Consider the following 25,226-nt stretch of genomic DNA (forward strand, 5'->3'; position numbering starts at 1 on the left):
CGAGCCGGGTCGGTTTGCACATTTCCGGGTGCTGGCGGAGTGGAGAGCGCGCGCAGCGACCGAGCTCGAACGGCGTTGGCGAGCTGGACGCCACCGCCCCTCGGCCGGGGAGCCGGTGGCGCCGGAGACCCCGACGGTACGTCGAGGGGCGGGACGTTAGGCTCCGCCGGGTGAGCGATCGGCTGCGGCGCCGGCCCGCCGATCCGGCGTTGGTCGGGGTTCTGCGAATGCCAGACCCCGCGGTGGGGCCGGCGGTCTCCCTGCTTCGGCGGATCGCCATCGCGCTCGGCGCGCTGATGGCCAGCGCCGTGATCGTCTACCTCAGCCGCGACGGTTACGTCGACTCGAACAACCCCGGCCCGCTCACCTTCGTCGACGCGGTCTACTACGCCACGGTCTCGCTGTCCACCACCGGCTACGGCGACATCGTCCCGGTTACCCAGGCGACCCGCCTGGTGACCATCCTGGTGATCACCCCGCTGCGGCTGCTGTTTCTCATCGTCCTGGTCGGGACGACGGTCGAACTGCTCACCGAGCGCTCCCGCCAGGCCTTCCGAGCTCAACGTTGGAGGTCACGGGTGCGGGACCACACCATCGTCGTCGGCTATGGCACGAAGGGCCGCGCCGCGGTGGACACGTTGCTGGGTGACGGCGTCGAGCCCTCGCAGATCGTCGTCGTCGACGTCGACCGCGCCCAGCTCGACGCCGCGTCCGCGCTCGGCCTGGTCACGGTGACCGGCAACGCGTCGCGGTCGAGCGTGTTGCGCGTCGCCGGTGTGCAACGCGCGACCGCGCTCATCGTCGCGACGAACCGGGACGACACCGCCGTACTGGTCACCCTGACCGCCCGCGAGCTGGCTCCGAAGATCACCATCGTGGTCGCGGTGCGCGAGTCGGAGAACGTGCACCTGCTGCGCCAGTCCGGGGCGAACTCGGTGATCGTGTCGGCGGAGACGGCGGGTCGCCTCCTCGGGGTCGCCACGACGACACCGAACGTCGTCGGGGTGATCGAGGATCTGCTCACCCCGGAGGCCGGGTTCGCGATCAGCGAGCGGCCGATCGAGGAGGCGGAGGTGGGCGGCTCGCCGCGACATCTCACCGACATCGTCCTCGGGGTGGTCCGCGACAGCAAGCTGTACCGGGTCGACGCCGCCGCGGTCGACGCCCTGGAACGCGGCGACCGGCTGCTGTATGTGCGCAAGGTCAGCCTGCCCGACGACGATTGAGGGCCGATCCGGCGGGTTGATCATCGGCCCGCGGGGACGTCGGTGCAGGGTCGTAAGGTACGACGGCGTGCGCGTCGCCACCTGGAACGTGAACTCCGCCAAGTCTCGACTGCCCCGGCTGCTGGCCTGGCTGGACGAGCGGGCGCCCGACGTCCTCTGCCTGCAGGAGACCAAGCTCTCCGACCGGGATTTCGCTACCAGCTTTGACGCCGCGCTCGCCGCGCGCGACTACCAGGTCGCGCATTTCGGGCAGGGCCGGTGGAACGGGGTCGCCCTGCTGTCGCGGGTCGGCCTCGACGATATCGAACGAGGTCTGCCCGGCGAGCCGTGCTTTCCGGAGCCTACGTCCCCTCCGGAGGCCCGCGCGATCACCGCCACCTGCGGCGGGCTGCGGGTCACCTCGGTCTATGTGCCCAACGGCCGCACCCCCGACGACCCGCACTTCGACTACAAGCTGCGCTGGCTCGACGCGCTGCGCGCGATGATTGCCGCCAACGGATCCGGCACCGCCGTCGTCGCGGGGGACATGAACATCGCCCCGGCCGACGCCGACGTGTGGGATCCGGCCCAGTTCGTCGGATCCACCCATGTCACCCCGCCCGAACGGGCCGCACTGGCCGAGCTGACGGCGCTGGGTCTGCGCGACGTCGTGCGTGAACGCTGGCCCGGCCATCGGGTCTTCTCCTACTGGGACTACCGGGCGGGCCGCTTCCATCAGGACAAGGGCATGCGGATCGACCTCGTGCTGGTCGGTGCGGACGCCGCCGGGCGGGTGCAGGCCGCCTGGGTCGACCGGGCCGCGCGCAAGGGGTCAGGGCCCAGCGATCACGCGCCCGTGATCGTCGACCTCGACGTGGCCCCCGACGGGGACATCGGACCGGTTGTCCCGCCACCGAGCACCCCGGCGAAACTGCCGCATCTGTCCTGAGCCCGGCAACGGGATCGACTGCGCCCCGCACTGTGGTCTTGCCCACAGAGGCGGACCATGTGCTGCGACCGTTCAGGACAACACCGAGTCGGGGATCTCATGAACATTCTTCGCAGCCGCCTCGCGGTCGGCACGGGGCTTGCCGCGCTCGCCCTGGTGGGGGTCGCGTCGTGCACCTCGCCCAGCCAGCAGGCACCGGGGCCGGCCCCTGGAACCCCGCCCGCGAGCGCCCCGGCCACCGCGCCCGGCGCCGGTCAGGCCACCGCGCCCGGGGCCGGCCAGGCCACCGACGCCCAGCGGGCCGCGCTCGGACAGGCCCATCAGGGTGCGCTGGCCCTGGTCGCGCTCGGTGGTCTCGGCGCCCAGCAGGGCATCGGCGAGCAGGTTCGGACGCTCGGCCCGCAGTTGCAGGAGCAGGGCCAGAACCTCGACCAGCAGGTCCGCGCCGCCGCCACTGCGCAGGGTGTCGTACTGGGCGACCAGCTCAGCGCCCAGCAGCAGAGCATGCTGACGGATCTGCAGGCCCGCACCGGCCAGTCGTTCGACCAGGCGTGGCTGCGGGCGGTCCTCGACATGCAGCAGCAGGCCCGTGACGCGGCGAACGCCGTGCTCAACGATCCGAATGCCACCCCGGAGGCCAAGGCGTCCGCGCAGCGTACGCTCGCCCAGCTCGATGCGCTGCTCGCGCAGTTGCGGCAGGCGGCGGATGCGGCCGGTGCGGCGACCCCGGGTGCGGTGGACGCCGGCACCGGCGGCCAGGCGGCGACGCGGTCCGCACCCATCGGCGCCCTCAGCCTGATCGGCCTCGGCGTGGTGCTGCTCGGCGGGGCAGGCTGGTGGTGGCGTCGCCGCGCCTGACACCGGCTCGCCGGCGCCGGTGGCCCGCCGTCCTTCTCGCGTACTGCGGCGTGCTCTGCGTCGTCGTCGGTGTCGTGCTGGTCGCTGCCCACCCTCCCGCCGAGCCGGGCCGGGCGCTGGGCGCCGTGCCCGGTGCGCCGGGCGGGTACCCGTCGCCCTCCCCGCCGGTCGCACCGCCTCCGGAGCCGGGAACGGTCCCGGTCGTGCTGACGCTTCCGGCGCGGGGCATCAGCGCGCCGGTCGTCGCGGTCGGGACCGGTCCGGACGGGGGCCTCGTGGTGCCCGACCCGCCCTCGGCGGTGGGATGGTGGAGCCCGGGTGCGCTCGCCGGGTCCGGCAGCGGAACCGTGGTTCTCGCCGGGCACGTCGACTCCCGGGCCGAGGGCATCGGGGTGTTCGCCGTGCTCCCCGGGCTCACGGCCGGGGAACCGGTGCAGCTGAGGGGACGCGATGGGCGGATGATCGCGTACGTGGTCGTCGCGCGCCGGCAGTTCGCCAAGGCCCTGCTGCCGGCCGAGCTCTTTGCGCGCGGCGGCCCCCCGCGGCTGGTCCTGATCACCTGTGGTGGCCGGTTCGACCCCGCGGCCCGCAGCTATGACGACAACGTGGTGGTCTATGCCATCCCGGCCCCGGCGCATCGATGATCGACGTTTCGGCCCGCTGAGTCGCGCTGAGCGCGGCCGTCGGCTCCCCAACGGTGATCATGGTGGGGGGATCTGGATCCGGCGGCAGCCGCCCGGGCCCGGATCCGACGTCGGTACCGTGAGCGCCGTGAGCACCAGCACCGCAGCGTCAGCCGAGCAGTCCCACAGCCCCGAGTTCGAGGCCGTCCGCGCCGCCGCCCGGCGCGCGGCTGCGGCGGCCCCGGGGGTCCGGGCGGCGGGCGGGGCGGCGATCGACGCCGCACTGCGCACCGCGGCCGGGTTGCTTCGCGAGCGGGCGCCCCGGCTGCTGGCGGCCAACGCCGAGGATGTGGCGGCCGCCGAGGCAGGCGGCATGGCTCCGGGTCTGCTCGACCGGTTGCGGCTCACGCCGGAGCGGCTCGCCGAGATGGCCACCCAGCTCGAGGTGCTCGCGGCCACCCCGGAGCCGCCGACGCAGCGCGAGGTCCGGACGCTGCCGTCGGGGGAACGGGTGCTCGAACGGCGCATTCCGGTCGGGGTCATCGGCGCGGTGTTCGAGGCCCGCCCGAACGTCACCGTCGACGTCGCCTCGCAGGTTCTCAAGGCCCGCAGCGCCGCGGTGCTGCGGACCGGCTCGGCGGCACTGGGCTCGGCGCAGGCGCTGGTCGAGCACGTCATCGCCCCGGCGCTGGTCGAGCACGGAATTCCCGCCGACGCCGTCGCGCTCGTGCCCACCCCGGGGCACGGCGGGGCCGAGGCGCTCGTCGCGCTGCCCGACCTGGTTCCGCTCGTGGTCGTACGCGGCAGTGGAGAGGTCACCCGGAAGCTCTCCGCGCTCGGCGCGACCGCCGGTACCCGGGTGCTCGCCCACGCCGACGGTGGTGGCGTGCTCTACCTCGACGCCAGCGCCGACCCCGACCTCGCCGCGCGCCTGATCATCGACAGCACCGATCGGCTCGGCGTCTGCAACCGGCTCAACCTGCTGCTGATCGACCGTCCCGGCTACGACCGCCTCTGGCCCGTCGCGGAGAAGGCGCTGGCCGAGCGCGGTATCGACCCGAGCCTGCCGCCACATTCGCATCCGTTGGGCCACGAGTGGGCCCTCGACTCCGGTTCCGAGGCGCATGTGACCGTCGCCACTGTGGACGGTCCGGTCGAGGCCGCGGCGACGGCCGCCCGCGAGACCAGCGGCCTGGCCGCCACGGTGTGCGCCACCGACGAGGCCGTCGCGGCCACGTTCATCGATGCCTACACCGGAACCGGGGTCTTCTGGAACGCCACCACCCGGCTGCTCGACGGCTACAAGCTGCTCGGCCTGCCCGAGACCGGCATCAACGTCGACCGCACCCCCGGCCCGCGCGGTCCGGTGACCTATGTCGACCTGGCCCTGCGCCAGTTCGTGGTGCTCCCGCCCGGCTGAGCCGGGTTGCGCGGCTCGGTGCGCACCGCGTCGAGCCGCCGGGCGCTGATCCACCCGGCGATCGAGCACGGCTCGTCGGTGAACCCTGACCTGCGGGAGGAGCCGGCCGCGCGGTGGCCGAACACAATGGCTGGACGAGCGGCGACGCCGGACTAGGGTCGTGGCGTGCCAGCCTTCGAACTGCATCGGGCGAGACTGCCCAATGGACTGCGCGTTCTTCTCGCGCCGGATCCCACGACCCCCGTCGTCGGCGTCGCTGTGCATGTGGATGTCGGTTTTCGTTCCGAGCCACAGGGCCGGACCGGTTTCGCCCACCTGTTCGAGCATCTGATGTTCCAGGGCAGCGAGAGTCTCGAGAAGCTGGCTCACTTCCGGCACGTCCAGGCCTCGGGTGGGATGTTCAACGGCTCCACCCATCAGGACTACACCGACTACTTCGAGGTGCTGCCCGACGCGGCCCTGGAGCGCGCGTTGTTTCTCGAGGCCGACCGGCTGCGCGCCCCCCGGCTGACCGAGGAGAACCTGCGCAACCAGGTCGACGTCGTCAAGGAGGAGATCCGGCTCAATGTGCTGAACCGGCCCTACGGGGGGTTCCCGTGGATCCTGCTGCCGCCGGTTCTCTATGACACCTTTCCCAACGCGCACAACGGCTACGGCGACTTCTCCGAACTGGAGCAGGCGAGCCTGGAGGACGCCGCCGCCTTCTTCGACACCTACTACGCGCCGGGCAATGCGCTGCTCACCGTGGTCGGATCGATCGAGGTCGACGAGACGCTGGCGATGGTCGAGAAGCATTTCGGGGACATCCCGGCCCGCCCGACGCCGCGACGGCCGTCGTTCGGCGAGCCCGTTCCCGGCGCCGAGCGGCGTCAGTCGGTGCCCGACGCCCACGCCCCGTTGCCCGCACTGGCGCTGGGTTTCCGGATCCCGGATCCGTCGACCGAGCTGGACGCGTATCTGGGGCACGCCCTGCTGGCCTCGGTCCTCGGCGACGGCGAGGCCGCCCGGCTGCAGCGCCGGCTGGTGCACGCCGACGGCTTGGTCACCGACGTGTCGGCGAGCAACGGGCTGATGGGCGCGCTGGATGCCCGCGACCCCGATACGTTCACGATCACCGCCGTGCACCCGGCGAACGTCGACCCGGACAAGGTCCTCGTCGCCGTCGACGAGGAGCTCGACCGGCTGGCCTCCGACGGGCCTGCCGTCGAGGAACTGGCCCGGCAGTCGGCTCGCTGGGCCGCCGCGCTGCATCGCGAGGACGACCGGGTGATGTACCGGATGCTCGGCCTCGGGGCCCGCGAACTGCTGTTCGGACGGGCGGAGCTCACCTTCGAGCTGCCCGAGCGGCTCGCCGCGGTCACCCCGCAGCAGGTGCAGGCCGCGGCCGGCGCGCTGCGCTCGGCCGGTCGCGCGGTGCTGCTGGTGGAGCCGGCGAGCAAGGGAGAGACCCAATGACCGGTGTGACCGACTCGACTCGCACCCACCGCAGCGCCGAGGAGATCGGCCGCACCGCACAGGGACCGCGCCCGCTGCCGCCACTGCGCCAGTCCCGGCCGGTGCCGCTGCCCGCCGTGGTGACCGAGGTGCTGCCCTCGGGGTTGCGGGTGCTGGCGGCGCACCGGCCCGGGGTGCCGATGGTCGAGGTCCGGCTGCGGGTGCCCTTCGCGGGTGACGAGCGCGAGCATTCCGCACGAGCGGAGCTGCTGTCCTCGACCCTGTTCACCGGCACCGCCGCCCGCGACCGGGTCGCGATCGACGACGAGCTGGCCGCCGTCGGCGCCGACCTGGACGTCGGTGTCGACCCGGAGCGGCTGCAGATCGTCGGGTCCGGGCTCGCGGCGGGGCTGCCCGCCGTGCTCGAGGTGCTCGCCGATGTCCTCACGGGCGCCACGTACCCCGAGGCCGAGTTCGCGCGCGAGCGCGACCGGCTTGTCGAGCGGATCACGGTGGTCCGCGCCCAGCCGCGGATGATCGCGCGGGAAGCCTTGCAGCGCAAGCGGTTCGGTGAGCATCCGATTGTTCGGGAGATGCCGACCGGTCCAGAGGTCGTCGCCGTCGAGGCGGATCAGGTGCGCGCACTGCACGCCGCGGCGCTCGTTCCGGGCGGCTCGACGCTCGTGCTCGTCGGGGACATCGACCCACAGGCCGCCATCGCCCAGGTCGAACAGGCCCTGGGTGGCTGGACCGCCGACCATCCGGTGCGCGAGCTCGCGCCGCCGCCCGCGCCCGTCCCGGGTGATCTGGAGTTGGTGCACCGGGCGGGGGCCGTGCAGTCGCAGCTTCGGTTGTCGGCGCCCGCCCTGCCGCGCGTTGACGAGCGCTACGCCGCGCTGCAGCTGGCCAACCTGGTGTTCGGCGGCTACTTCTCCTCCCGGCTGGTGGAGAACCTGCGCGAGGACAAGGGCTACACCTACCACGCGAGCGCGGGTGTCGAGTTCGTTCCGGGCGGGGCGGTGCTCGGCGTCGAGACCGACACGGCCACCGACGTCACCGCGCCCGCACTGCTGGAGACCCGTTACGAGCTGGGGAGACTCGCCGTGGTGCCGCCGACGGCAGAGGAGGTGGAGGCCGCGCGCCGCTATGCCATCGGTTCGCTGCTGATCTCGCTCGACAGCCAGGGCGGGCTGGCCTCCACGCTGTCCTGGCTGGACGCCGACGGGTTGGACATCGACTGGCTGCGGGACCGGCCGCAGCGGCTGGAGGCGGTGACCACCGATCAGGTGGCCGAGGTGGCGCTGGAGTTCTTCGCGCCCACCCGGTTCACCGGCGTCGTGGTCGGCGACGCGGATGTCGTCGGCACCCGGTTGCGCGCGCTGGGCGGCATCGAGTGACCCGCACCGCGGGACGCTTCGACCTGATCGCCCCCCCGGTGCTGTCGCGTTCGGTCCTGGTGCGCGACGAACCGCTTCGCACCGATGTCGAACGCCAGCGCGCCGGGTGGGCCTCGGCCCGCGTCGTTGTCGTGGACGAGCGGGGGCGCACCCCGGTCACCTGGGACTCCCCGCCGGGGGCGGCCTTCCGCGACGGCGATGCCGCGGGCTGGGACGCCGCGGCCGGATCGGGCGGGCGGCTGCGGACCAGGGCCGCGACCGAGGTGGGCGACGTCCCGCCCGAGGAGGCGGTGCTGATCGGCGAGTACGAGGGCGTCGCCTACTGGGCGATGCGGGGCGGGCCGGACCTGCTGGCCGGAGAGGACCCGACGGAGTGGGCCGACCTGCGCGCGGTCGGCGTGGCCCTCGACGCGCTCGGGGCGGGCCTGCTGACCACGGCCGTGTCGGTGCTGAACTGGCATGATGCGGCGCGGTTCTGCGCGCGGGACGGGTCGCCGACGCAGCGGTACAACGCCGGCTGGGTGCGCCGCTGCGCCCACGGCCATGAGGAGTACCCGCGCACCGATCCGGCCGTCATCTGCCTGGTCCACGACGGTGCCGACCGGGTGCTGCTGGCCCGCCAGCCCGTCTGGCCGCCGGGCCGGTACTCGGTGCTGGCCGGCTTCGTCGAGGCCGGGGAGTCGCTGGAGGCGTGCGTGGCGCGGGAGATCCGCGAGGAGGTGGGCCTGCAGGTGCGCGAGATCCGTTATCTCGGCAGTCAGGCCTGGCCGTTCCCGCGTTCGCTGATGGTCGGCTTCCACGCCCTGGCCGACCCCGACCAGCCGCTGCACCCGGCCGACGGCGAGATCGCCGAGGCGTTCTGGGTCACCCGGGACGAGGTGCGCGCGGCGCTGGCGCGGGGCGACTGGGACCGGCCCCCTGAGCCCGGCCGGCGGGTGGTGCTGCTGCCGGGCCGGGTCTCGATCGCCCGCTCGATGCTGGACTCGTGGGCTTCATCTTCGTGAGCGGCCAAGCGCCTGCCCAGGAGATCACCGAGCTCACCGGCCCACCGTGGGCCGAGTACACCGGAGGTACCGATGCCCCATGACCATGCCTCGGACGAGTATCCGAAGGCCGACTTCAGCCGCATCTACGACCGGCCCGACCCCCGGCCGTACTTCGAGACCCTCGAAGGTGTGGACTACCGGATCCCGCAGGAGGGGCTGCCGGTCGTCGCGGCCGTCCTGGACGCCTCGGCGCGGTCGGGGCGGCCCCGGACCGTCCTGGACGTCTGCTGCTCCTACGGGATCAACGCCGGGCTGCTGCGGTTCGGGGTCGACCTGGCGCAGATGCGCTCCCGCTACACCGATCCGGCGCTGGCCGGGCTGTCGTCCGACGAGCTGGCCGCCGCCGACCGGGAGTTCTACGCGGCTCGCCCGCGCCGTCCCGATCTGGCGGTGCTCGGTGTGGACTCCTCGGTTCCCGCGGTGCGCTACGGGGTGCGAGCCGGCCTGATGACCGGCGGCTGGGGTGAGGATCTGGAGACGGCCGACCCGTCCCCGGGCCTGACCGCGGGTCTGCGCGACGTCGGGCTGATCATCTCGACCGGAGGTGTCGGTTACGTCGGCGTCCCCACCTTCGACCGGCTCCTCGGGGCGATCGCGGACCCCGGCGACATCTGGGCGGTCATCTTCGTCCTGCGGATCTTCGGCTACGGCGAGATCACCGAGCTGTTCGCCCGGTACGGGCTGGTGACCGAGAAGGTGCCCGGGGCGACCTTCCGGCAGCGCCGTTTCGCCGACCGCGCCGAGCAGGAGGCGGCGGTGACCGAGGTCGTCCGCCGCGGGCTGGACCCGGCGGGGAAGGAGGCGGACGGCTGGTACCACGCCGAGTGCTTCATCACCCGTCCGGCGGACGCGGCCGCGCGGATCCCGATCGCCGACCTGGTCGCCGGCGCGTAACCCGCCACCCGCACACCACGACTCCGAGGCCGCTCCTGCGATGACGACCTCGGGCGCCGGTCCCGCGGCAGGGTTGCGCCGGCTGCGTGAACGAGCCGGCGACGGACGGCTCGCGCAGGTGTGCGAACGCCACGGCGTGGCCGTGCGCGGTGGCTGCGCGACCAGCCGCCGGGCTGAGCGCGTTCGGGGACGGCCCCGGCCACCGGAACCCGCTCCCCGTCCGAGTCACGCCGCGGCTTCCAGGACGGCCTTCACCTCGGTGATGGAGGGGTTGGTGGCGGTCGTGCCGTCCGGGAACAGCACGGTCGGCACGGTCTGGTTACCGCCGTTGACGCTCTCGACGAAGCGGGCGGCGTCGGAATCCCGTTCGATGTTGATCTCCTTGTACGGGATGCCGGCCTCGTCGAGCTGGAGCTTGAGCCTGCGGCAGTAGCCGCACCAGGTCGTCGAGTACATCGTCAGCTGCGTCATGTCCAGGTCAACGGCGCCGGCCGAGGTCGCCCTTCCACGACCGCCTATGGCGTGGATCACGCCATAGCCGCCTGCCAAGATGGGGCGGTGACCGCCGATGCCCTGCATGCCCTGGATGACGAGCAGCGGGCCGCGGTGACCGCCCCCCGCGGTCCGGTCTGCGTGCTCGCGGGCGCGGGCACCGGCAAGACCCGCACGATCACCCGGCGGATCGCGCATCTCGTGCGAACCGGTCACGTCGCCCCCGGCCAGGTACTCGCCGTGACGTTCACCGCCCGCGCCGCGGGTGAGCTACGTACCCGGCTGCGCGCCCTGGACGCCGACGGGGTGCAGGCCCGGACCTTCCACGCCGCCGCGTTGCGCCAGCTGCGCTATTTCTGGCCCCGGGTGGTGGGCACCGAGCCGTGGCAGTTGCTCGAGGGCAAGCTGCGCCTCGTCGGGCAGGCCGCCGCGCGGGCGAAGGCGGCCACCGACCAGGACGCGCTGCGCGACCTGGCCGGCGAGATCGAATGGGCGAAGGCCAGCCTGATCACCCCGCAGGACTACCCGGCCGCGGTGGCCACGCGGCGCCGCGACATCCCGGCCCCGGCCGAGCAGGTCGCCGCGGTCTACGCGGGCTACGAGGAGCTGAAGAACCAGGCCGCGCTGCTCGACTTCGACGATCTGCTGCTGCACACCGCCGCCGCGCTCGAGGAGCACCCGAACGTCGCGGCGGAGTTCCGGGACCGCTACCGGTGCTTCGTCGTCGACGAGTATCAGGACGTCACGCCGCTGCAGCAGCGCCTGCTCGACGCCTGGCTCGGTGACCGCGACGATCTGACGGTCGTGGGTGATGCCAACCAGACGATCTACACGTTTGCCGGTGCCACCCCGCGTTACCTGCTCGAGTTCCCGCGCCGGTTCCCCGAGTGCATCCTCGTACGGTTGCAACGGGACTACCGATCGACCCCGCAGGTCGTGGCCGCCGCGAACACGTTGATCTCCGGCGCCCGCGGGCGGGTGGCGGGCTCGCGGCTGCGGCTGGTCGGCCAGCTCCCGGCCGGACCCGACCCGGACTTCACCGAGTACGACGACGAGTCCGCCGAGGCCGCCGCGGTCGCGGCGAAGATCAAACGAATGATCGCCGAGGGCACACCGGCCGCGGAGATCGCGGTGCTGTTCCGGATCAACGCCCAGTCCGAGCTCTACGAACAGGCCCTGACCGAGGTGGGCGTGCCCTTCCAGGTGCGTGGGGGAGAGCGGTTCTTCGCCCGCCCCGAGGTGCGCCGCGCGGTGAGCGCGCTGCGGGCGGCGGGCGAGGGCCCCGGCGACCTGGTCGACGGGGTGCGCGCCCTGCTCGCCCCGCTCGGGCTGACCGAGGAGCCGCCGCACGGCGCGAACGCCCGCGCCCAGTGGGAGTCGTTGCTGGCGATCGTCGGGCTGGCCGAGGAGCTCGCCGCGATCCGGCCGGGAACCGGCCTGCCCCGTTTCGTCGAGGAGTTGCAGACCCGTGCCGCCGCGGCGCACCCGCCGACCGTGCAGGGCGTCACGCTCGCCTCGCTGCATGCCGCCAAGGGCCTGGAGTGGGACGTCGTGTTCCTCGCCGGACTGGTCGACGGGACGCTGCCCATTCAGCACGCCGACGGCGACCAGGAGGCGATCGAGGAGGAACGCAGGCTGCTCTACGTCGGCCTGACCCGAGCGCGCAGGGTGCTCGCCCTGTCGTGGGCGCTGGCCCGTACCTCCGGCCGTGGCCGGCCGCGGCGGCGCAGCCGGTTCCTCTACGGTCTGATCCCGGACCATCACCCGGCCTCGCGCATTCCCGCCGCCCGGGCGGGTGGGACGAAGCCGCGCTGCCGGATCTGCGGCGCTCCGCTGATCGGAACCGAGGCGATGAAGCTGCGTCGCTGCGCCGACTGCCCGTCGGATGTGGATGCCGAGCTGCTGGACCGGCTGAAGCGGTGGCGGGCATCGACGGCCAAGGAGCAGCAGGTCCCGGCCTATGTGGTGTTCACCGACGCCACCCTGACCGCGATCGCCGAGCAGCGACCGGTCGATCCGGCCGCGCTCGTCGCGATCCCGGGCATCGGAGCCCGCAAGCTCGACCGTTACGGCAGCGCCGTACTCGCCTTGGTGGCCGACGCGTGCTGATTGAGCAAGCAACGAGTTAATTCGGTTGTGCGGTCCGGCGGACCCCTTCTAGGGTGGCCTGCGGACCGGGTCGGGCTCGCTCGCGCCCGTGCTGAGAGTCGGTGGGGGAGGTGCCTGTGATGCGGATGATCATGACGATCGGTGGTGTCGGCACCCCCATGACCCGTGGCGCGTTGGGCGCCCGGCTGGGTGCCGACCCGCGGATGGGACACCTCCTCGTCGAGCGCTTCGCGAAGAAGCCGCCGATGGTGTGCCGCCTCGTCAGCCCGATCGTCACCGATAGCACCACAGGTGTGTCCGTTCCCAGGCGTCGATATCGACCGTAGATCGAGACGCTCGCCGGCCGAATCTCTCGGGCCGCGGAACCCACACCTTGGGTTCCGCGGCCCTTTTGTTTTTCCGACCACGTCTCTCACCAGGAGGTTGCGCGGTGCCAGTCCGATCAGCCCCGTCGAACGACGGAGCGGTCACCCACCAGAACACGGGCGGTCACGCCGCTGCGGTCCTGGGGAACATCCTCGACGCGGTGCCTGCGGCCGGTCTCGAGCTGCCCTGCCGCTCGGCCGACGCAGACCTGTGGTTCGCCGACTCACCCGCCGTGCTGGAGCAGGCCAAGGCGCTCTGCGGCGCCTGCCCGATCCGGGCCGAGTGCCTTGCCGGGGCGCTGAGCCGGGAGGAGCCCTGGGGTGTCTGGGGTGGGGAGATCTTCGAGCGCGGCGTGGTGATCCCACGCAAGCGGCCGCGCGGACGTCCGCGCAAGGTCGACATCGAACGCGACCGCGCCTACGCGGTTGCCTCCGCCTGAGACATCCGCCGGATCACGAACGGCAGGACGTCCGATGGTGCTGCATGAGGCCCCGGCGCCGGCGTTTAGCCGCCTGCCGCCGGGGCCTCGCCGGAGAACAGTTCGGGCTGCCAGGTCCCGACGATCCCGCGCAGCGGAACGTCGGCGTCGAGCTGGCACAGGATGCCGAGGGTCCCGAAGGTCACCCGGTGCACGAGTAGGTACTGCGGTGGCAGGTTGAGTGAGCGGCCCGTGTCGAACTCGGGCCTGCGCAGGTCGCCGACGCGTTCGGCCTGGCCGCGCAGCCAGCGGCGCGTGAAGTGGAACCGGTCGGTACGCAGCGGCTCGGTGAAGGGGGAGAGGTAGGTCATCGCCTCCTCGGCGGTGATCGTGGTGCCTGGGCGGACGAAGCCCTCCGCGCGCATCAGCTCCATCAGCTCCGAGGACCTGCCCTCGAGCGCGTACTTCGTCATGATCGTCAGCTCCCGGGGCAGACCCTCGGGCAGCCGCGCCACGGCCCCGTAGTCGAGGACGAGCAGCCTGCCGTCGTCGAGGACGTGGAAGTTGCCGGGATGGGGGTCGGCGTGCAGGAGCCGGGCCCGGGCCGGCGCGGAGTAGTGGAACTCGGCGAGCAGGGCCGCGGCGGCGTCGCGGTCCTGCTGGCTGCCGTCCCGGATGATCGACGCGAGCGGCCGGCCCGCGACCCATTCGCTGACCATCGCCCGAGGTGCCGACGCCACCACCTTCGGCACCCGGACCTTGTCGTCGCCGGCGTAGACGGCAGCGAAGGCCCGCTGGTTGTCGGCCTCGGTGCGGTAGTCGAGCTCTTCGACCATCCGCTCCCGGAGCTCGTTGATCAGCGGTTTGATCTCCATGCCCGGCGCGAGGGGCTGCAGCAGCCTGCTCATCCGCGACAGCTGACGCAGATCCGACAGCACCGCCTCCTCGGCTCCCGGGTACTGCACCTTCACCGCGACCTCGCGGCCGTCGCGCCAGATCGCGCGGTGCACCTGGCCGATGCTGGCCGCGGCGGCCGGGACCTCGTCGAAGTCCTGGAACCGGGTGCGCCAACCGCGGCCGAACTGCTCGGCGAGCATCCGGTGCACATCGGCGGGGGGCATCGGCGGCGCGGCGGACTGGAGCCGGGTGAGCGCCTCGCGGTAGGGCTCGCCGAACTCTTCGGGCACCGCGGCCTCGAACACGCTCAGGGCCTGACCGAACTTCATCGCGCCGCCCTTGAGCTCGCCGAGCACGGCGAACAGGTGCTCGGCGCTGCGGGCCATCATCTGCGCGGAGATGTGGTCGCTGTCGCCGCCGACCAGCCGCCTGCCCCAGCCCGCCGCGACCCGGCCCGCCACGCCCAGGGGGAGGCTGGCCAGCTTCGCGGTGCGCGCCGCAGTCCGTCGCGGGATATCCGTCACCTTGCACGCTCCGTCACGTCATGATTCTCTCCCGAGTTCCGGCGTGCGCGCATGCGGCGCCGCCCGACAGGGGCAGCCGGGACATGCGGCCCATACCCGGCGGGTCAGGGTGCCGGCCGCGAGGTCCAGTTCGAGCGTCGCGTCGACCGCCGCCGGGGCGACCGGCCCGGCCGCGGGTCCGTCCACCGCGGCGAGCGCCTGCGCGGTGGCGAGTCCCGCGGTCGCGGCGGCGGTGGGCGGGTCGGCGCCGCCGCGAACCCCGTCGAGCTGGGCCGCGATCGCCGGCCATGACGGGTCGTACTCGGCGCGGCGCAGCTCCAGACATTCCAGGCACGCCGACCGTCCCGGCAGGACGAGGGGACCGACCACACCGCGGCCGTCGCGCAGCCGCACATGGAGATGGTCCACCCGCGAGGCCGTCAGCGATCGTGCCGTCGCCGCCGCGACCCGCAACGCGTCGGTGAGCACGACAAGGTCCGGGACGCTACGGGTGCGCCGGGTCGTCCGGGCGGCGGGCGCGACCCTGCCCACCGCGGCGGTCGCGGCCTCGGCGCGGGGACGGCCGATGTCGCCGTCGAGGTAGCCGGTGCCGAGGTCCGTGGCCGCCACCGCGCCGCTGGACTCGATCACGACCGTGCCGACGCCCGCCAGGCCCAGTCCCTGCGCGATGCCGACCGCGAGCGGTCCGTCACCCCGCACCAGGATCATCGCGTCCGCGCGCCGTCGTGCCGTGCGAGACGGGGCCGACGCGTCGACGACCACGCCCGCCGCGACGAGATCGGCGAGCAACTCGACCGCTGCGGTCCGGTCGGCTCCGGCCCGGACCGCCCGCTCCAGCAGCCCGTCGCGGGAAACGGGAACCGCCAGCTCGTCGAGCAGCATGGCGAGCGGGGCGGAGAGCTCGTCGACGACGATCCCGCGGGCCGGATCGAGCCCGATCACCCGACCCCCGGTGCCGCAGTGCAGCAGCGTGTGGTGCGGCGCCAGCGTCAGCTCGGCGGGGATGCGGGGAACCCGGTCGGTGGGCATGCCGCCGATGGTGGCGGGTCGACCGGGCTCGTGCGGCCCGCTGTCCACAGGTGGGCCCGGAGCCTGTGGACAACCGATGTGGTGGGCACAAGGGGCGGTGCGATCATTTCAGGCCTACGCTGAGCACATGGCGCGTCCTGCGATCGTCGAGGTCAGAAGGAGCGAGCGGCGACGGCGGATGGTGAGCGCGCGACGTGAGGGCGACACCGTCATCGTGTTCATCCCGGGATGGATGAGCGAGTCCGAGGAACGGCGCTGGGTGGACGAGATGGTCCGCAGGCTGGAGCGCAGCGAGGCACGGCGCCGTTCCCCCGCGCGGGTCGGGAACGAGGCGCTACTGCGGCACAGCCGCGAACTGGCCCGTCGCTACCTCGACGGCCTCGCGGAGCCGACGACGGTGCGCTGGGTGGCCCCGATGCGGACCCGCTGGGCGTCGTGCACGCCCGCCGACGGGACGATCCGGGTGAGCGAGCGGCTGCGGGACGCCCCCAGCTGGGTCGTCGACTATGTGCTGGTCCACGAGCTCGCGCACCTGCTGGCCCCCGGGCACGACGACTACTTCTGGTCGCTGGTGCGCCGCTATCCGCGCACCGATCGGGCCATCGGCTACCTGGAGGGTCTCTCCGACGCCGCCGGGCTCGGCCTCATCGCCGCGGACGGCGACGCGCCGAGTCCCGACGTCGACGACGTCGACGAGAGCGACGACGAGGCCGCGGGCTGAGTCAGGTCGGGGTCAGGCGTCCGGACGGTCCGGCTCGTCGTCCGGCGGCTCCGGCTGGCCGGGATCCGGCGGCCTGGTCTCCTCGGCCCGGTCGGACTCGTGTGCTTTCTCGGCCGCGTCCATCGCCTCGTCGGCGCGCAGCTGCCGCTCGATCTCCGCGATCGGATCGAGGTCGTCGGCCCGGTTGACGAACCCGGCAGGGTCGTCGAGGTCCTCGGCCGTCGGGATCAGGTCCGGGTGGGCCCACAGCGAGTCGCGTCCGACGATCCCCCGCTGCTCGCCGAGCAACCGCCACAGCTCCGCTGCGGAGCGCAGCTTGCGCGGCCGCAACTCCAGCCCGACGATCGTGGCGAAGGCCTGCTCGGCGGGGCCGCCGGAGGCCCGACGGCGCCGCAGGGTCTCGCGCAGCGCCTCGGCGCCGGGCAGCCGTTCACCGACGGCGTCGGCCACCACGGTGTCCACCCAGCCCTCGATGAGCGCGAGCAGCGTCTCGAGGCGGGCCAGCGCCGCCTTCTGGGCGGGCGTGGTCTGCGGCTCGAACAACCCGGACTGCATGGCCTCCTGGATCGACGCCGGGTTCGACGGGTCGATCTGGCCGGCCAGCTCCTCGATCCGCGAGGTGTCCACCGTGATGCCGCGCGCGTAGTCCTCGACCGCGCCGAGCAGCCGCTCGCGCAGCCAGCCGACATGCGCGAACAACCGCTGGTGCGCGGCCTCCCGGGCGGCGAGGAAGATCATGACCTCGCTGGCCGGGCGATCCAGGCCCGCGGTGAACGTCTCGATGGCCTCGGGCATCAGCGCCGCGATGCGCTCCGGCCCGACGGGAACGCCGATATCGGTGGAGGTCAGCACCTCGGCGGCGAGCTGGGACAGCCCGGTGCCGAGCTGGCTGCCGAAGGCGAGCCCGCCCATCTGGCCGAGCATCGCCAGCATCGGGCCCGCGGCCGCGCGCGCGGGCTCGGGCAGCGCCTCGACCCACGCGCCCGCAACCCGCTGGGCGACCGGGTCGCACAGCCGCTTCCAGGTGGGCATGCTCGACTTCACCCAGTCGATCGCCGTCCAGGCCTGGGTGTCGGTGGCGCCGATGGGAAACTCCGTCGCCGGGTTCAGCCACAGCTCGGCGAGCTGGACCGCATCGGCGACGGCCTTGCGCTGATCGGCGGTCAGCGACGAGGTCCGCTGCGCGAGCTGCTGGGTGGCCAGCTGCCCGGCGAGCTCATAGTTGACGGGGCCGCCGCCGGACGAGCCGGCGTGGCTGAGCATCTGGCCGAGCTGGGTCAGCATCTGACCGAGCTGGCTCACGTCGAAGCCTCCGGTGCCGCCCCCGGGCATGCCGGGAAAGCCGGGGATGCCGGGAAAGCCCCCCGAGGGCATGCCGGGCAGGTTGCCGAATCCGAAGGGGTCCTTCGGGCCCTGGTCGCCGCCCTTGCCGGGACGGTCCTCGTCGCGGTTCCCCTTGTCCTTGTCGGGGTCGCGATCGGCGGGTCCGAACCCGAACGGGGTGTCGTTCATACGACTACGGTACGCGGGCCGACCGGCACACGGTGGGGCCCACAGCGAGTTCCGCCGGGTTCAGCAACCGCCGGGGGAGTGTCCGCTGCGCAGTTGCTTCAGATCGTCGACGGCGTCGGCCAGACTGTCGACGCGGACCAGCTCGAGACCAGCGGGAACGGTGGCGCGGGCCTCCGCGCAGTTGTCGGCGGGCACCAGGAACACGGTCGCCCCCGCGTTGCGGGCGGCCTTCATCTTGAACGGAATTCCCCGGATCGCCTGCACGACGCCGTCGGACCGGATCGCCCCGGTGCCCGCGATGAATCGTCCCCCGGTGAGGTCGTCGGGGGTCAGCTTGTCGACCACGGCCAACGCGAAGATCAGCCCGGCGGAGGGGCCACCGACATCGGCCAGCGAGATCGAGATCTCGTCGTCGGCCGCGGGCCGCGCCACCGGGGACACCCCGAGCAGGCCCTGCGGACCATCGGTCCGGGCGCCCAGGGTGATCGTCACATCGCGCGGCGCCGTCTCGTTGCTGCGCACCCGCACCGGGACGGACTGGCCAGGTTTGGTGTCGGCGAGCGCCGCGTGCAGGTCCTCGATCGACTGCACCGGGCGGCCCGCCACGGTGATCAGCTCGTCCCCGACGGCGAGGATCCCCGTCGCGGGCGAGCCGTCCGGCACCGCACCGACGATCACTCTCGTCGGAAGCCGCAGGTAGTCCAGCGCCGCTGCCTCGGCGTTCGCCTGCGAGTCCAGGAACTGCTTGCGGTTCTCCTCGTTGACCTGCTGTGCCGACTCCCCGGGCGGGATGACGGTGTCGCGGGGAACGAGCTGATGATCGCGCGAGGCCCACAGCCTGAGGGCATCGACCATGGTCAGGTTGTCGGTGACGCCGACCGTGGTCATGTTGAGGTTGCCGGACGTGGGGTACGTCGGCAGCCTCCTGATGGTGACGATCGGTTCGCCGTCGACGGCGCCCAGAGTGTTGAACGTCGGACCGAGACCCAGCGCCACCAACGGGACCTGGACGGTGGTGCCGAGCACTCCGATGCTCAGCAGCAGGACGATTCCCACCAACAGGGTCCTTCGGCGACGACTCACGGCTCGCTACGGTACGGCGACCGGGCACGGGAACTTTGGACGGCGTCCGTAGAGTTGGTAAGGCAGGACGCGCCATGGGCCGGCTGCCGTGACGACGCATGTCGACTCTGCTCCGGAACGACGCAAGGGCGTCTCGGCCTGGAACGACCCCCGACGTCAGGAGTGTGACTGTGGCCATGCCCACCCCGGTGGGATCCCATTCGCTGTCCCGTCGCACCCGGATTCTGCTCATCGTCGCCGGTGTGCTCGTGGTGCTGCTGTTGGGCGGATCGAGGCTGATCGACTTCTACGTCACCTGGCTGTGGTTCGGTGAGGTCGGCTTCCGCGGTGTGTTCACCACGGTCCTGTTCACCAGGATCGTGCAGTTCCTGCTGGCGGGCCTGCTGGTCGGTGGCCTCGTCGCGGTGACGCTGTGGCTGGGTTATCGCTTCCGCCCGATGTTCGTCCCGGTGAGCGGCCCCGACGATCCGATCGCCCGCTACCGCACGGTGATCATCCAGCGGCTGCGGCTGTTCGCGATCGGTGTTCCGGCCGCGGTCGGGATCATCGCGGGGCTCGCTGCGCTGGGCGACTGGCAGACCGTGCAGATGTTTCTGCACGGCACGTCGTTCGGGATCACCGACCCCGAGTTCGGCAAGGACGTCAGCTTCTACGCCTTCACGCTGCCGTTCTATCGAATGCTGCTGAGCTGGTTCATGGTGGCGATCGCGATCAGCTTCGTGGTCGCGCTACTGACGAACTATCTGTTCGGCGGCATTCGGCTGGCCGGCCGATCCGCGCAGGTCTCCAACGCGGCCCGCGCCCAGCTCGCCGTCCTTGCCGGCGTGTTCGTGCTGCTCAAGGCCATCGCGTACTACCTCGACCGCTACGAGCTGCTGTTCTCCACCCGCGACCAGAACTTCGACGGGGCCACCTACACCGACCTCAACGCGGTGATGCCGGCCAAACTGATCCTGCTGTTCATCTCGCTGATCTGCGCCGCGGCCTTCTTCGCGGCGGTGTTCCGGCGCAACCTGCAGCTGCCGGCGATCGCGGTGGTGCTGTTGGTGCTCTCGAGCGTGCTGATCGGGGCGGCGTGGCCCGCGGTGCTGCAGCAGTTCATCGTGGCGCCCAACGCGAACGAGCGCGAGGCACCGTCCATCTCGCGCAACATCGAGGCGACCCGACAGGCCTTCGGGCTCACCGAGGACACGGTCACGGTGGAGCCCTACAGCGGGACGTCGACCGCCACCCCGGCCGCGGTCCGGGCCGACACCTTGACCATCCCCAACATCCGGCTGCTCGACCCCAACAAGCTGGCCAAGACCTTCACCCAGCTCCAGCAGCGACGTAACTTCTACGGCTTCCCGGACAAGCTGGACATCGACCGCTACGTGGTCAACGGGCAGAAGCAGGACTACGTCGTCGCCGTCCGCGAGCTCGACAGCGACGCCTTGGTCGGAAACCAGACGGACTGGATCAACCGCCACCTCGTCTACACCCACGGCAACGGTTTCGTGGCCGCGCCCGCGAACCAGGTGAACGCGGCGCTGGAGGACACCGGCGGCCAAGGCGGATTGCCCAGGTTCACCGTCAGCGACACGTCGACCCAGGGCTCGATCCCGGTCAGCGAGCCACGGATCTACTACGGCGAGAAGATCACCGACTACTCGATCGTCGGGGCCGAACCGGGCGACGCGCCTCGCGAGTACGACACCGACAGCCAGCAGTACACCTACGCCGGGACGGGGGGCGTGCCGCTCGGCAACCTGTTCAACCGACTGGTCTTCTCGTTGTACTACGGCGAGCGGAACATCTTGTTCAACAGCTCGATCAACGTCAACTCGAAGATCATGTATGTGCGTGACCCGCGAGATCGGGTCGAGGCCGTGGCGCCGTGGCTGACCGCGGACGGTGACCCGTACCCCGCCGTGATCGACGGCAAGATCATGTGGATCGTCGATGGGTACACGACGCTGAAGAACTACCCGTACGCCCAGCGGGTCCCGCTCGGCGAGACCACCAGGGACAGCATCCAGGGTGGGGTGCAGCGGCTCCCCGACACCGACATCAGCTACCTGCGCAATTCGGTGAAGGCCACGGTCGACGCCTACAACGGCACCGTCACGCTCTATGCGTTCGACGAGCACGACCCGGTGCTGCAGACCTGGATGAAGACCTTCCCCGGCGTGGTCAAGCCGGCCAAGGACATCAGCCCGGAGTTGCGAGAGCACTTCCGGTACCCGGAGGACCAGTTCAAGGTCCAGCGTGAGCTGCTGACCCGGTACCACGTCGACAACCCCGGCGAGTTCTTCTCCACGGTGTCGTTCTGGGACGTGCCCTCCGACCCGACGGTGCAGGGAAACACCGGAGCGGGACAGGCCGCGCAGCCGCCGTACTACATGCTGTCCGGCTTGCCCGGGGAGCAGGGCGCGAGCTTCCAGCTCACCAGCGCGTTGGTGAGCCTGCGCCGGCAGTTCATGGCCGCCTACATGACGGCGAGCTCCGAGCCGGACACCTACGGCAAGATCACGGTGCTGCAGCTGCCCGCCGAGACCCAGACCCTGGGCCCGCAGCAGGTGCAGGCGCAGTTCCTCGGTTCGCCCAACGTGTCGCAGGAGCTGAACCTGCTGCGGCAGAACCAGACCACGATCGACTACGGCAACCTGCTCACGTTGCCCGTGGCCGGGGGGCTGCTGTACGTCGAGCCGGTCTATATCGAACGCGCCGGGCAGGACGCGTCGTATCCGCAGTTGGCGCGGGTGCTGGTGTCCTACGGCGGGAAGGTCGGCTACAGCGCGAACCTGTCGACCGCGCTCGACCAGGTCTTCGGCGCCGGTGCCGGCGCCGGCGCGCAGCAGGCCGGTGGTACCCCGCCGCCGAACGCCGGGTCCGCGGCGCCGCCGGCCGCCCCGGGGACCGGTGCGCCCAGCCCGCAGCTGGCCGCCGCGGCCGCGGAGATCCAAACGGCCATCAACCAGCTCAAGGCCGCCCAGCAGTCCGGTGACTTCCCCGCTCAGGGCCAGGCGCTCGCCGCGCTCGACGCCGCCGTCAAGAAGTTCCAGGCGGCGGAGGCGGCGCAGCCTCCCAGCCCGGCCCCCACTGAAGCGCCGGCCCCGGCACCGGGTGGCTGACCCACCAGCATGATCACCGGTTGGGAGCCGCGAACCGCGAATCGCGCGGCTCCCGACTCCCAACCGGTGATCTTGGTGGGGGACCCCCCGAACGCGGCGGGGTGGAGCGGGGTGGTAGTGTTCAGGGCACAACAGCAACGCGGGGTGGAGCAGCTCGGTAGCTCGCTGGGCTCATAACCCAGAGGTCGTTGGTTCGAATCCGACCCCCGCTACGAATATGCGTCGGCCACACGCAGTGTTCTCGCCTCACCAGAGGAGAGAGAACATGAGGGACTTGGCGCAAACTCGGCGCGATGATTCATCGCGCCGAGTTTTTTCGTTCCCGGACAGGGCGGGACGTGCGGGGCTCGACCGCGCTCGTCGTGGCTCGCACACCTGAGGTGTATGCGCACGACATCGGCTTCGGCGAGCGCGACGGCGAAGCCGGCGCCCAGGCCAGAACTGGCGCCGGTCACCACGGCAACGCGGTCGTCCGGACGGTATCCTCCAGCACTCCGGTCATCAGGTGCCGCTCCAGGCCGGACGTCGCTTCTGCGCGAATGCGGCCGCGCCCTCGCGGGCGTCGGAGCTGGCTCGCACTGGAGCGAACTCGCGCTCGTTGGCCTCCCAGACGGCGGGGTCCCAATCGGACGACGCCGCGGTGCTGGTCATGATCCTCTTGCTCGCACGGAGCGCGAGGGGAGCATTCCTGGCGATGCGGCCCGCGAGTTCGAGCGCCGTCGGGACCACGTCGGGATCGGGAACGACACGGTTGACCAGCCCCCACCGCAATGCCGTCTCAGCCGGGATCGGGTCGCCGGTGTAGATCGCCTCGGCAGCCACCTTGGGCGGGATCTGGCGGTGCAGGCGGACCACGCCGCCTGCGGCCGCGACCAGGCCTCGCTTCACCTCGGGCAGGCCGAGGGCGGTGCTCTCACCCATGATGGCGAGGTCGCAGGCGAGGACGATCTCCGTCCCGCCACCAAGCGCGAAACCATTGACCGCAGCAACCACCGGCTTGTCCACGAGGTGTCGGACGAAACCGGCAAAGCCACGTTCGGGATGGTCGGTGTCGTGGATCGAACCACCCGAGGCGAGGACCTTCAGGTCGGCGCCGGCACAGAACGCGCGACCAGCGCCGGTGATGACTGCGACGCGTTGGGTGTCGTCTGCGGCAAATGCCTCCATCGCGTCGCCCAAGGCACGCGATAACTTGGCATTGACGGCGTTCATCGCCTCGGGGCGGTTGAGCGTGATCAGCGTGACCGCCTCTCGGCGTTCCACGAGGACCGGCAGATGCCGGTCGTTGTCAACAGACATCTCCTCGACTCCTTCGTGGTCCGTGCCTTGCGGGCCACCTCCACGACGGTATCAGTGACCGTACGACCGGTCAACGACGGGATCGGATGAACGACGCGGGCTGGGCCGCCGCGAGTCGCGTACCGCCGAGATGGGCAGCCTCCGGTCACCTCAGATCTGGTTTCGCAGAGAGCTCTTGTCGATCTTGCCGACGCTGGTCTTGGGGAGGTCGATCGCGAAGGTCCACTTCTCGGGGATCCACCACTTGGCCACCTTCCCTTCGAGGAAGCCGGCCAGTCCCGTACCGTCCAGGTCCGATCGGTCGGCGGCCACGACGAAGGCGTGGGGTCGCTCCTCCCACGTCGGGTCTGGTACGCCGACGACGGCGACCTCCAGCACGTCCGGATGCTCGGCGATGGCGTTCTCCAGTTCGACCGTGGAGATCCACTCACCACCTGACTTGATGCCGTCTTTGAGCCGGTCCTTCAGCTGCACCCAGCCGCCGGGGTGGATGACGCCCAGGTCGCCGGTGCGCAGCCACCCGTCGCGGAACTGTGATCCGGCGGTGTCCTCGATGCCGAGATAGGCGCCGGTGATGGAGTTCCCGGCGACCTCTACTTCGCCCTGCGAGACTCCGTCCCATGGCTGGACCTCTCCGTCCTCGGCCACGATCCGGGCCTGGACGCCGGGCACGAGGCGGCCGGTGCGGGTCGTCCAGGTGACGATCTCCTCAGCCGGCGTGCCGGCGGGAGGACGCGAGAAGGTCAGCAGCGGGGATGTCTCGGTCATGCCCCAGCCCTGGGTCAGCGTGAGCTGGTTGTTCTCCTGTACCTCGCGAGCGAGCGCGGGGGAGAGCGGTGACCCGCCGGAGACCGCCACTCGTAGACAGGTCAGGTCGACGCCTTCGGCCGCGGAGTGCCGGCTGAGTGCGCTCCAGATGGTGGGGACCGCGGCGAGCATTGTCGGCCGCAACTGGTCGATCATGCTTGCGATGTGGGGGGCCTGGAGGTAGCGACCGCTCATCACCAGGTCGGTGCCGGCGATCCATGCCGCGTGCACCCAGCCCCAGGCGTTGGCGTGGAACATCGGCACGGCCGGCAGGGCTCGGTCCACGTCGGAGAACCCGTACGCGCTTCCGGTGGAGATCATCAAGGTGTGCAGGTAGGTCGACCGGTGGCTGTAGGCGACGCCCTTCGGGTCGCCTGTCGTTCCGGTGGTGTAGCAGAGCACCGCAGCCTGTTCCTCGGTGAGGGCAGGCCACTGAGCCGTGGGCTCCGCCGCGTTGACCAGGTCGTCATACACGTGGAAGCGCACGCCGTCCGGAAGCTCGGCGGGCAGTGCGCCGATGACGATGATGTCGCACACGGTGGGCACCTCCGCGACGAACGTGAGCAACATCGGCAGCAGGTCCTCGTCGACGAGGATGACTCGGTCCCGGGCGTGCCTGGCGATGTAGGACAGTTGCGAGGGGTGCAGGCGCAGGTTGAGCGTATGGAGGACCGCGCCGGAGCTGGGCACCGCGAAGTAGGCCGCGACGTGGTGGGAGGTGTTCCAGCACAGCGTGGCGACGACGTCGTCGGCGCCGACGCCGAGATCCGCCAGCGCCGTGGCGAGCCGCCGCGCTTCGTCGGCGACGTCGGCGAACGTGCGGTGCTCGAGTCGGCCGTCGAGGTAGTCGGTGATCCGGGCGTCTGCATGAACGCGCTCCCCGTGCTCGAACAGATCGGCGATCGTCAGCGGGAGGGTCTGCATCGTCGCGCGCATGGGTCCTGCTCCTTCGGGTGCCGGCACACGTCCATGGGGTCTTGGCTGGGTGAGAACTCCACGATACCCTTGTGACCGTATGTACGGTCAAGGA

Annotated in this window: 21 protein-coding genes and 1 tRNA gene; 15 read left to right on the forward strand and 7 right to left on the reverse strand. The window is 71.7% G+C overall.

Features of this window, described 5'->3' with window-relative positions; translation table 11 throughout:
* Positions 1 to 227: 227 nt before the first annotated feature.
* The 9 genes from ACFQE5_RS01165 (at position 228) to ACFQE5_RS01205 (ending at position 9,826) form a co-directional block, all read left to right on the forward strand.
* Positions 228 to 1,226 (forward strand): potassium channel family protein, encoded by a 999-nt coding sequence (locus tag ACFQE5_RS01165; protein ID WP_379581814.1) that lies wholly within the window; start codon positions 228 to 230, stop codon positions 1,224 to 1,226.
* Positions 1,227 to 1,293: 67 nt separating this feature from the next.
* Positions 1,294 to 2,154, forward strand: a complete 861-nt coding sequence (locus ACFQE5_RS01170; protein WP_379581726.1) for an exodeoxyribonuclease III — start codon at positions 1,294 to 1,296, stop codon at positions 2,152 to 2,154.
* Between the two features lie 99 nt (positions 2,155 to 2,253).
* Complete coding sequence (locus tag ACFQE5_RS01175) at positions 2,254 to 3,012, forward strand: DUF4142 domain-containing protein (RefSeq protein WP_379581728.1); 759 nt, start codon at positions 2,254 to 2,256, stop codon at positions 3,010 to 3,012.
* The gene (locus ACFQE5_RS01180; protein WP_379581730.1) at positions 2,994 to 3,656 is read left to right on the forward strand and encodes a class F sortase; all 663 of its coding nucleotides are present in this window, start codon (positions 2,994 to 2,996) and stop codon (positions 3,654 to 3,656) included. The genes ACFQE5_RS01175 and ACFQE5_RS01180 overlap by 19 nt, the downstream gene beginning before the upstream one ends.
* Positions 3,657 to 3,783: 127 nt before the next feature.
* Positions 3,784 to 5,055 (forward strand): aldehyde dehydrogenase family protein, encoded by a 1,272-nt coding sequence (locus ACFQE5_RS01185; RefSeq protein WP_379581732.1) that lies wholly within the window; start codon positions 3,784 to 3,786, stop codon positions 5,053 to 5,055.
* Between the two features lie 165 nt (positions 5,056 to 5,220).
* Positions 5,221 to 6,510 (forward strand): M16 family metallopeptidase, encoded by a 1,290-nt coding sequence (locus tag ACFQE5_RS01190; RefSeq protein ID WP_379581734.1) that lies wholly within the window; start codon positions 5,221 to 5,223, stop codon positions 6,508 to 6,510.
* Entirely contained in the window at positions 6,507 to 7,886 is a 1,380-nt protein-coding gene (locus tag ACFQE5_RS01195; protein ID WP_379581736.1) for a M16 family metallopeptidase, read from the forward strand. The genes ACFQE5_RS01190 and ACFQE5_RS01195 overlap by 4 nt, the downstream gene beginning before the upstream one ends.
* Complete coding sequence (nudC, locus tag ACFQE5_RS01200; RefSeq protein ID WP_379581738.1) at positions 7,883 to 8,890, forward strand: NAD(+) diphosphatase; 1,008 nt, start codon at positions 7,883 to 7,885, stop codon at positions 8,888 to 8,890. The genes ACFQE5_RS01195 and nudC overlap by 4 nt, the downstream gene beginning before the upstream one ends.
* A gap of 72 nt (positions 8,891 to 8,962) precedes the next feature.
* Positions 8,963 to 9,826, forward strand: a complete 864-nt coding sequence (locus ACFQE5_RS01205) for a class I SAM-dependent methyltransferase (RefSeq protein WP_379581740.1) — start codon at positions 8,963 to 8,965, stop codon at positions 9,824 to 9,826.
* Between the two features lie 225 nt (positions 9,827 to 10,051).
* Here ACFQE5_RS01205 and ACFQE5_RS01210 read toward each other — a convergent pair whose 3' ends face one another.
* The gene (locus ACFQE5_RS01210; protein ID WP_379581742.1) at positions 10,052 to 10,405 is read right to left on the reverse strand and encodes a mycoredoxin; all 354 of its coding nucleotides are present in this window, start codon (positions 10,403 to 10,405) and stop codon (positions 10,052 to 10,054) included.
* Between ACFQE5_RS01210 and ACFQE5_RS01215 the strand changes: the two genes are divergently transcribed.
* The 3 genes from ACFQE5_RS01215 to ACFQE5_RS01225 all read left to right on the forward strand — a co-directional run bounded on the left by ACFQE5_RS01215 (position 10,385) and on the right by ACFQE5_RS01225 (position 13,232).
* On the forward strand, positions 10,385 to 12,427 hold the full coding sequence (locus ACFQE5_RS01215; RefSeq protein WP_379581744.1) for an ATP-dependent DNA helicase UvrD2: 2,043 nt from the start codon (positions 10,385 to 10,387) through the stop codon (positions 12,425 to 12,427). The two genes, ACFQE5_RS01210 and ACFQE5_RS01215, sit on opposite strands and share 21 nt — an antisense overlap.
* Before the next feature lie 119 nt (positions 12,428 to 12,546).
* Complete coding sequence (locus ACFQE5_RS01220; RefSeq protein ID WP_379581747.1) at positions 12,547 to 12,753, forward strand: hypothetical protein; 207 nt, start codon at positions 12,547 to 12,549, stop codon at positions 12,751 to 12,753.
* A 104-nt stretch (positions 12,754 to 12,857) separates the two neighbouring features.
* A complete protein-coding gene (locus ACFQE5_RS01225) occupies positions 12,858 to 13,232 on the forward strand; it encodes a WhiB family transcriptional regulator (RefSeq protein ID WP_379581750.1) in 375 nt (124 codons plus the stop codon).
* A 65-nt stretch (positions 13,233 to 13,297) separates the two neighbouring features.
* Here the strand turns inward: ACFQE5_RS01225 and ACFQE5_RS01230 are convergent, their stop codons facing one another.
* Both ACFQE5_RS01230 and ACFQE5_RS01235 read right to left on the reverse strand, forming a co-directional pair.
* Positions 13,298 to 14,632: an ABC1 kinase family protein gene (locus ACFQE5_RS01230; protein ID WP_379581752.1), complete on the reverse strand. Its 1,335-nt coding sequence runs from the start codon at positions 14,630 to 14,632 to the stop codon at positions 13,298 to 13,300.
* An 18-nt stretch (positions 14,633 to 14,650) separates the two neighbouring features.
* A complete protein-coding gene (locus ACFQE5_RS01235) occupies positions 14,651 to 15,661 on the reverse strand; it encodes a TOMM precursor leader peptide-binding protein (protein ID WP_379581754.1) in 1,011 nt (336 codons plus the stop codon).
* Between the two features lie 127 nt (positions 15,662 to 15,788).
* On the opposite strand from ACFQE5_RS01235, the gene ACFQE5_RS01240 reads away from it, so the two are divergent.
* Positions 15,789 to 16,382, forward strand: coding sequence for a M48 metallopeptidase family protein (locus ACFQE5_RS01240; protein WP_379581756.1), 594 nt, complete (start codon positions 15,789 to 15,791; stop codon positions 16,380 to 16,382).
* Between the two features lie 12 nt (positions 16,383 to 16,394).
* Here ACFQE5_RS01240 and ACFQE5_RS01245 read toward each other — a convergent pair whose 3' ends face one another.
* Together ACFQE5_RS01245 and ACFQE5_RS01250 are read right to left on the reverse strand one after the other, a co-directional pair.
* Positions 16,395 to 17,894 (reverse strand): zinc-dependent metalloprotease, encoded by a 1,500-nt coding sequence (locus ACFQE5_RS01245; protein ID WP_379581758.1) that lies wholly within the window; start codon positions 17,892 to 17,894, stop codon positions 16,395 to 16,397.
* 60 nt (positions 17,895 to 17,954) lie between these two features.
* On the reverse strand, positions 17,955 to 18,950 hold the full coding sequence (locus ACFQE5_RS01250; protein WP_379581759.1) for a YlbL family protein: 996 nt from the start codon (positions 18,948 to 18,950) through the stop codon (positions 17,955 to 17,957).
* A 203-nt stretch (positions 18,951 to 19,153) separates the two neighbouring features.
* On the opposite strand from ACFQE5_RS01250, the gene ACFQE5_RS01255 reads away from it, so the two are divergent.
* Complete coding sequence (locus tag ACFQE5_RS01255) at positions 19,154 to 22,090, forward strand: UPF0182 family protein (RefSeq protein ID WP_379581816.1); 2,937 nt, start codon at positions 19,154 to 19,156, stop codon at positions 22,088 to 22,090.
* Between the two features lie 138 nt (positions 22,091 to 22,228).
* Positions 22,229 to 22,302: transfer RNA gene (locus ACFQE5_RS01260), tRNA-Met, on the forward strand.
* A 289-nt stretch (positions 22,303 to 22,591) separates the two neighbouring features.
* Here ACFQE5_RS01260 and ACFQE5_RS01265 read toward each other — a convergent pair.
* Both ACFQE5_RS01265 and ACFQE5_RS01270 read right to left on the reverse strand, forming a co-directional pair.
* Positions 22,592 to 23,389 carry a crotonase/enoyl-CoA hydratase family protein gene (locus tag ACFQE5_RS01265; RefSeq protein WP_379581761.1) on the reverse strand — a complete coding sequence of 266 codons (798 nt, stop codon included), beginning with the start codon at positions 23,387 to 23,389 and terminating at the stop codon, positions 22,592 to 22,594.
* Between the two features lie 150 nt (positions 23,390 to 23,539).
* The gene (locus ACFQE5_RS01270; protein ID WP_379581763.1) at positions 23,540 to 25,132 is read right to left on the reverse strand and encodes a long-chain-fatty-acid--CoA ligase; all 1,593 of its coding nucleotides are present in this window, start codon (positions 25,130 to 25,132) and stop codon (positions 23,540 to 23,542) included.
* Positions 25,133 to 25,226: the final 94 nt, after the last annotated feature.

Origin of the sequence: Pseudonocardia hispaniensis (assembly GCF_042658695.1) — a bacterium.
Classification (GTDB): domain Bacteria; phylum Actinomycetota; class Actinomycetes; order Mycobacteriales; family Pseudonocardiaceae; genus Pseudonocardia; species Pseudonocardia hispaniensis.